The organism is Bacteroides xylanisolvens XB1A (genome assembly GCF_000210075.1).
In the GTDB taxonomy this organism is placed as follows: domain Bacteria; phylum Bacteroidota; class Bacteroidia; order Bacteroidales; family Bacteroidaceae; genus Bacteroides; species Bacteroides xylanisolvens.
This window is the reverse complement of the sequence record NC_021017.1, coordinates 4,503,596-4,511,346: the sequence shown is the minus strand read 5'-3', so window position 1 is coordinate 4,511,346 and position 7,751 is coordinate 4,503,596. Positions and strand designations below refer to the sequence as shown.

7 protein-coding genes are annotated in these 7,751 nt (G+C 43.7%); 5 read left to right on the top strand and 2 right to left on the bottom strand.

Annotation, left to right across the window (positions count from 1 at the left end):
• On the top strand, positions 1–242 hold a 242-nt coding region (locus BXY_RS17250; protein WP_208946836.1), incomplete at its 5' end, for a PD-(D/E)XK nuclease domain-containing protein.
• 89 nt (positions 243–331) lie between these two features.
• Here the strand turns inward: BXY_RS17250 and BXY_RS17245 are convergent.
• Complete coding sequence (locus BXY_RS17245; protein WP_004301965.1) at positions 332–508, bottom strand: histone H1; 177 nt, start codon at positions 506–508, stop codon at positions 332–334.
• Between the two features lie 147 nt (positions 509–655).
• Here BXY_RS17245 and BXY_RS17240 point away from each other — a divergent pair, with 147 nt between their 5' ends.
• The 4 genes from BXY_RS17240 (at position 656) to BXY_RS17225 (ending at position 6,103) form a co-directional block, all read left to right on the top strand.
• Positions 656–1,303: an AlbA family DNA-binding domain-containing protein gene (locus BXY_RS17240; RefSeq protein WP_008644298.1), complete on the top strand. Its 648-nt coding sequence runs from the start codon at positions 656–658 to the stop codon at positions 1,301–1,303.
• Positions 1,304–1,343: 40 nt separating this feature from the next.
• On the top strand, positions 1,344–2,732 hold the full coding sequence (locus BXY_RS17235; RefSeq protein WP_009041270.1) for an alanine/glycine:cation symporter family protein: 1,389 nt from the start codon (positions 1,344–1,346) through the stop codon (positions 2,730–2,732).
• Positions 2,733–2,843: 111 nt separating this feature from the next.
• Positions 2,844–3,476: a hypothetical protein gene (locus BXY_RS17230; RefSeq protein WP_004314086.1), complete on the top strand. Its 633-nt coding sequence runs from the start codon at positions 2,844–2,846 to the stop codon at positions 3,474–3,476.
• 485 nt (positions 3,477–3,961) lie between these two features.
• Entirely contained in the window at positions 3,962–6,103 is a 2,142-nt protein-coding gene (locus BXY_RS17225; protein ID WP_015532525.1) for a KamA family radical SAM protein, read from the top strand.
• A 116-nt stretch (positions 6,104–6,219) separates the two neighbouring features.
• Here the strand turns inward: BXY_RS17225 and BXY_RS17220 are convergent, their stop codons facing one another.
• A complete protein-coding gene (locus BXY_RS17220; RefSeq protein WP_008644291.1) occupies positions 6,220–7,533 on the bottom strand; it encodes a nucleobase:cation symporter-2 family protein in 1,314 nt (437 codons plus the stop codon).
• Positions 7,534–7,751: the final 218 nt, after the last annotated feature.

Genomic DNA, 7,751 nt, shown 5'->3' with positions numbered 1-7,751 from the left:
TTTTCATGTTTCCCTTACTGGATATTTATAAAGATATGCTCCATTCCTACATTATCGAACTGAAGTATGCCAAAGGAAAGGATAGTGATGAAAAGGTGGAGCAACTCCGGCAAGAAGCTATCACACAAGCCAACCGCTATGCCGCCAGTGAAACGGTGCAAAAAGCAATCGGAACAACGACGCTGCACAAAATTATAGTCGTTTATCAAGGGATGAAAATGGTGGTGTGCGAAGAAGTTTAAAGTTCGTATATATTTTAATGTACTATAATAAAAGGGGCTGTCTAAACTTGTTAGACAGCCCCTTTTCGATATCTTAGTAGTCTTCTAAATTATTTCTTAGAAGCTTCCAAAGATGCTTTACGGAATTCTTTCATTGCTTTTTCGATTTCCAAAGAAGCTTTACGAGCGCGAGTTCCTGCTGCTTTGTTACCGTTTTCGATCTGTGCGTTAGCATCTTTTGAGAAGTCAGCATACAGAGCTGCTACCTTTTCTACCAATTCTTTCATAATCCTTTTATTTTTTTCGTTAATAATGTGCCGCAAAAATACACTGTTTCCCGAAATAAAAGCATAAAATCAATATTTTTTTTGAAATAATCTTCGAAAAATATCTAAAAAAGGGGCTTTTCACCATTTTTACCTACCTTTGTAGCCATGAAACTGCTTACAGATACCGATTATATACATGCATTGATTGCTGAAGGGGAGCACCAGCAACAGGACTTTAAATTCGAAATTTCCGACGCACGCAAAATTGCCAAAACACTCTCGGCTTTTGCCAACACGGACGGAGGAAGATTACTTATTGGCGTAAAAGACAATGGAAAAATCGCGGGAGTACGCTCCGAAGAAGAAAAATATATGATTGAAGCCGCCGCACAACTTTATTGCGTGCCGGAAGTGGAATACACATTGCAAACATATATAGTGGAGGGACGGCAAGTGTTGGTAGCGACCATCGAAGAAACTCTGCATAAACCGGTTTACGCCAAAGACGAAACCGGGAAACCTCTAGCCTATCTCCGCATCAAGGATGAAAATATTCTGGCAACACCTATACATCTCCGTGTATGGCAACAAAGCGACAGCCCCCGTGGCGAACTGATCCGTTACACCGAACGTGAACAGCTCCTGCTCGAACAACTGGAGCATGGCACTTTACTTTCACTCAACCGCTACTGTCGCCAAACCGGACTTTCACGACGTGCCGCTGAACATCTGCTCGCCAAATTTGTTCGTTATGATATTGTGGAACCCGTATTCGAAAATCATAAATTCTACTTCCGAATAAAAAACGAATAACCACAAACAATACTTAATATTTGACACTTAATACTTAACTATGACCTTTATCAACGAGATTAACGACATACTCTGGACCTATATTCTGATTATCATGTTATTGGGATGTGCTGTCTGGTTCAGCATACGGACACGCTTCGTACAATTCCGCATGATTCGCGAAATGATCGTACTGTTAAGCGAATCTGCGGGCAAAGGGAAGCAGGGAGAGAAACATGTATCTTCTTTTCAGGCATTCGCTATCTCTATCGCCAGCCGTGTAGGTACGGGAAATCTTGCGGGAGTGGCTACCGCCATCGCTATCGGCGGTCCCGGAGCTATTTTCTGGATGTGGGTCATCGCACTGTTAGGGGCTTCGAGCGCTTTCATCGAGTCTACCTTAGGGCAATTATACAAAATACGCGGAAAGGATTCATTCATCGGAGGTCCTGCTTATTATATGAAGAAGGGATTGAAACAACCGTGGATGGGAATGCTTTTTGCCATATTAATAAGCATCACTTTCGGTTTTGCTTTCAATTCTGTACAGAGCAATACCATCTGTGCTGCTGCGGAGCATGCTTTCGGGGTCAATCATATTATATTGGGAGGGGTACTGACATTACTGACGTTGGTTATCATCTTCGGAGGTATTCAACGCATTGCCCGTGTCAGCAGCATTATCGTGCCGGTTATGGCATTGGGATATGTGGGGCTGGCGTTGGTGATTGTTATACTCAATATCACTCATTTACCGGGCGTCATCGCTCTGATTGTCAGTCATGCTTTTGGTTGGGAACAGGCACTGGCAGGAGGAGTCGGCATGGCATTGATGCAAGGTATCAAGAGAGGGCTCTTCAGCAATGAGGCCGGTATGGGATCGGCTCCGAATGCGGCTGCCACAGCTCATGTCAGTCATCCCGCGAAACAAGGATTGATACAGACTTTGGCAGTATTTACGGATACATTATTGATTTGTACTTGTACGGCTTTTATCATTCTGTTTAGTGGTGCTCCGCTGGATGGATCGACCAATGGGGTGCAGTTGACTCAACAGGCATTGACGAACGAGATCGGTTCTTCGGGCAGCGTCTTCGTTGCTGTGGCTCTTTTCTTTTTCGCTTTCAGCAGTATTCTGGGAAATTATTATTACGGGGAGGCCAATATCCGCTTTATCACTCACCGGAAGTGGGTGCTTCATGGTTACAGGATATTAGTGGGCGGTATGGTGCTCTTCGGTTCACTTGCCACATTGGATATGGTATGGAGCTTGGCAGATGTCACTATGGCATTAATGGCTATCTGCAATCTGATCGCTATCCTCTTCCTTGGAAAATATGCGATCCGCCTGTTAAATGATTACCGGGCGCAAAAGAAAGCCGGCATCCAAAGTCCTGTTTTTAAGAAAGAGTCTATGCCGGACATCGAAAAGGACTTGGAATGTTGGTGAAAACCAACTGTTTTTGTACCTTTGCACGGAAATTGACAGATGGTAGTTATATTATATACCTTCCACGCACTCAAATAGTAAATTGTAAATTGTAAAATTGTAAATATAACAATGGGCTTATTTGGTTTATTCAAGAAAAAATCCGATGAAACGAAAGTCGGCAATGTAGAAGATTTCATTTCACTGACCCGGGTGTATTTCCAGTCAGTGATCGCCACAAACCTAGGTATCACCAATATCCGATTCTTGCCGGACGTAGCTAACTTCAAACGTTTGTTTAAAGTGCCTACTCAAAACGGTAAACTGGGATTGGCCGAAAAGTCTGCGTCACGCAAAATGCTGATGCAGGATTATGGGTTGAATGAGAATTTCTTCAAGGAAATCGACGCTTCCGTGAAACGTAACTGCCGCACTCAAAATGATATTCAATCTTATTTATTCATGTATCAGGGATTTTCTAATGATCTGATGATGTTGATGGGAAATCTGATGCAGTGGAAGTTCCGTATGCCGTCGATCTTTAAAAAGGCTCTGTATGGCATGACGCAGAAGACGGTACATGATGTTTGCACCAAAATGGTATGGAAAGCGGATGATGTGCATAAGACGGCTGCGGCTATCCGCCAATACAAAGAGCGTCTAGGGTACTCGGAGCAGTGGATGACGGATTATGTGTATAATATCGTTCTACTTGCCAAGAAGGAACCGAAACGGAAGGATGACGACACGGAAACGAAAAAATAAGTCGCGTTAAATGTTAGAAAAGCGTAAAGATTAATATGATAGAGAAAGCGGGGGTTTTGTACTTCCGCTTTTTTTGTTATCTTTATGTACTTTTTTCTTTTGTCTTGATACAAAAGAAAAAGTACCAAAAAGAAAAAATCAAGGCTGCGTCTGCCCGGCTACTCCGGTCTCATCCCCGGCTAAAGGGCAGAAACTCGCTTCGCTCAAACAGTCTGCCCTTCTTAACGCCGGGAATGAAACCTCCGCTTGACGCCGTGCAGACGAGGCCGGGAGGCCATGCGGCGTAGAGTGCTATGCAGTGTAGAGTGCTATGCGGTGTGATTGTGTATTATGTTGCGCTTTGATGATTATGTTGGTAGGTTATGGATGGAGGATACTTAGGGGATGAGATGCTGTTCGGGATTTGAGACATATAGTTCGGGGGGAAGGGAGGTCGTTCAAACTTAAAATGCTTATTATATAATTTAAAAATTGATAGATTGCTTATGAAACAAAAGAAAATGCTTACACTTACTTTTTCACAGTTGAAACAAATCTATGGTCAGGAGACTCCGGAGATAGTGGAGATAGCGGATAAGAGCTCTACTGTTGAGGATTTCAAGGCTGGAATACTGCGGTTGCTGGAGACTTGCAGGATAGAAAACGAAGCTGCGGAGGAGGCGAGGGAGCAAATTCGACTCTTACTTGATTATGATGGGCAAAATGTTCATGAACTGTCTACGGGACAGGATATGTCAGTACAGACTATTCGGCTGCTTTATGAGTTTCTGACGGGGACGTTGGAGAATATGGAGATGCCGACGGATTTGTTTATTGAAATTTTTCATATGTTTAAACGGTTGAAGGGAGAAGTTATGCCTTTGCCGTCACCGCAGCGTATCAAAAGTCGGAATGACCGGTGGGAAACCGGACTGGATGAAGAGGTACGGGAGATACGGGATGAAAATAAGGAGCGGATGTTGCACTTGCTGATTCAGAAGATTGAGAACAGGAAGTCGAAGCCTTCGGTGCGTTTCCACTTTGAGGAAGGAATGAGTTATGAGGAGAAATACAGGTTGGTGAGTGAGTGGTGGAATGATTTCCGCTTTCATTTGGCGATGGCTGTGAAGAGTCCGGGAGAACTGAATCGGTTCCTGGGGAATTCTCTTTCTTCGGAGACGATGTATTTGCTTTATCGGGCACGAAAGAAGGGGATGCCGTTTTTTGCGACTCCTTATTATTTGTCGTTACTCAATATTACCGGATATGGGTATAATGATGAGGCTATCCGGAGTTATATTCTGTATTCGCCACGGTTGGTGGAGACGTATGGAAATATTCGCGCGTGGGAAAAGGAGGATATTGTAGAGGTTGGTAAACCTAATGCTGCGGGATGGCTTCTGCCGGACGGACATAATATTCATCGCCGGTATCCGGAGGTGGCTATTCTCATTCCTGACACGATGGGAAGGGCTTGCGGGGGACTTTGTGCTTCTTGCCAGCGGATGTATGATTTCCAAAGCGAACGGTTGAATTTCGAGTTTGAGTCTTTACGCCCGAAGGAGTCATGGGATCGTAAGTTGCGCCGGTTGATGACTTATTTTGAAGAGGATACACAGCTGCGGGATATTCTGATTACAGGGGGCGATGCGCTGATGAGTCAGAATAAGACGCTTCAACATATTTTGGATGCGGTGTATCGGATGGCGGTACGCAAGCAGAAGGCAAATCTCGAACGACCGGAAGGAGAGAAATATGCGGAATTACAACGGGTACGGCTGGGGTCACGGTTGTTGGCTTATTTGCCGATGCGTATCAATGACGGATTGGTGGATATTCTGCGGGAATTCAAAGAAAAGGCTTCGGCTATCGGGGTGAAACAGTTTATTATCCAGACTCATTTTCAAACACCGCTGGAGGTCACGCCTGAAGCTAAAGAGGCGATTCGGAAGATTCTTTCTGCCGGATGGATTATCACGAATCAGTTGGTATATACAGTGGCTGCTTCGCGTCGGGGACATACGACACGGCTTCGCCAGGTGCTCAATTCATTGGGCGTGGTATGTTATTATACTTTCTCGGTGAAGGGATTCAATGAGAATTATGCAGTATTTGCTCCCAACAGCCGTTCGATGCAGGAACAACAGGAGGAAAAGATTTATGGTCGGATGACACTGGAACAGGCGGAGGAATTATACAAAATATTAGAGACGAAAGTCGGAACGGAAGAGGAGACGAAAGAAGATGTTGCCAAGCAATTAAGACATTTCATGAGAAAACATCATTTGCCTTTCCTTGCTACGGATCGCAGTGTATTGAATTTGCCGGCTATCGGTAAGAGTATGACCTTCCAATTGGTGGGACTGACGGAAGAAGGAAAACGGATTCTACGCTTCGAACATGACGGCACTCGTCATCATAGCCCGATTATCGACCAGATGGGACAGATTTATATTGTAGAAAATAAATCACTGGCCGCTTATCTGCGCCAATTAGCCAAGATGGGAGAAGATCCGGAAGATTATGCTTCTATCTGGAATTATACGAAAGGAGAAACCGAACCTCGCTTCAGTCTTTACGAGTATCCTGATTTCCCCTTCCGCACTACTGATAAAATGAGTAATTTAGAAATAAGTAATAAGTACTAAGTATTAAGTAATAAGTATTACCGAAGCTGCTGGATAATACCTACTATTTGATACTTGTCGATTAATACTTAAACTTGTTGATTGATACTTGTCGGTTAATACTTAATACTTATTCATCATTCTTTTACACGTATTACTATATTTGCAATAATTGCAGTTAGGCCTCCGGTGGTGATCCCTGAAGAGAAGATACTTCGAATTGCTTCCGGGGCTTGTTGTAATACGTCCGGCATTAATTCTACTCCTAGGCCTAAGGAAAGGCTGACTGCTAATACCAGAGTTTCTTTACGGCCTATTTCTTGTGAGGAGATAATACGGATTCCTGCCGCTGCTACTGTACCGAACATTAGTAAGGTTGCACCACCCAATACAGGATCGGGCATTAAGGAGAATACGGCACCTACAATGGGAAATAATCCCAAAAGAACGAGCATTGCTGCGATATAATAACCGACATAGCGGCTGGCTACTCCGGTCAGTTGGATAATACCGTTATTCTGTGCAAAGATGGAGTTGGGGAAAGAGTTGAATATACCAGCGAGGAAGGAATTGAATCCATCTGCCATTACTCCACCGGAAACTCGTTTCAAATAGGAATCTCCTTCAATGGGAAGTCCGGAAATCATAGAGTTGGCAGTCACGTCACCTGTTGCTTCGATGGCAGTTATCAGGTAGACCAGACCAATGGCTATGAAAGAAGACACATTGAAATCAACACCATATTTAAAAGGTTGGGGAATATTAAAGCTCATCAGCATTTCTACATTCAATGCACTCATATCCACTTTTCCCAAAACAAATGCCAAACCATAACCCAGACAAAGTCCGAGTACAATGGAACTCATGCGCAGGTATTTGTTCCCACAACGGTTGAAAAATAAGACGCTAAGAAGTACCAGTGCTGCAATAGACAGGTTTTTCCAGGTAGCAAACGTACCGTTATCCATAGCTGCATATCCACCTCCGCAAGATACGATACCTACTTTTATCAGGCTCAATCCGATAAGCAGTACGACAATACCGGAAACCAGCGGAGTGATGATATTACGCAAATATTTGAATGTGCGGCTGACAATCATTTCGATAGGTGCGGCAGCCATACAGGAACCGAAAATCAACGGCAATCCGCCTACCATTCCTGTGGCGATGATAGGACCGATAAAAGAAAAACTGGTTCCCTGGATGCAGAGCAGCTTTGCTCCTATCGGACCGAAACGACGGCATTGTATAAAGGTAGATACTCCCGAAGCAAAAAGGGACATGGAAACTAGAAAGCTTGTCTTTTCTACATCCAGTTTCAAGGCACTTGCTATGATAAGCGGCGGTGTGATAATTGCTACGAAAATAGCCAAGAGATGTTGTAAAGCCGCAAACAGGGCGTCTTTAAAAGGGGGACGGTCTTCTACGCCGTAGATTAAATCAGTTTTCATTTAATAGGTTGTTCTATATATTTTGTAAGTTCCACAAAGGAATAAACGGAGATTCCTCTGAAGTTCGGATTCTTTTAGCCTGACTTCTTTTTAGTCTATTTCTTTTAACTCGCTTTTAATCCGTTTTTGGGTTCGATTTTTTTAGTTCAGCGTCCATTTCAGAGCAAGCGTCGGGATCACATAAAAGCCATCGCGACCACCGAAGTTGTTGCTCAATT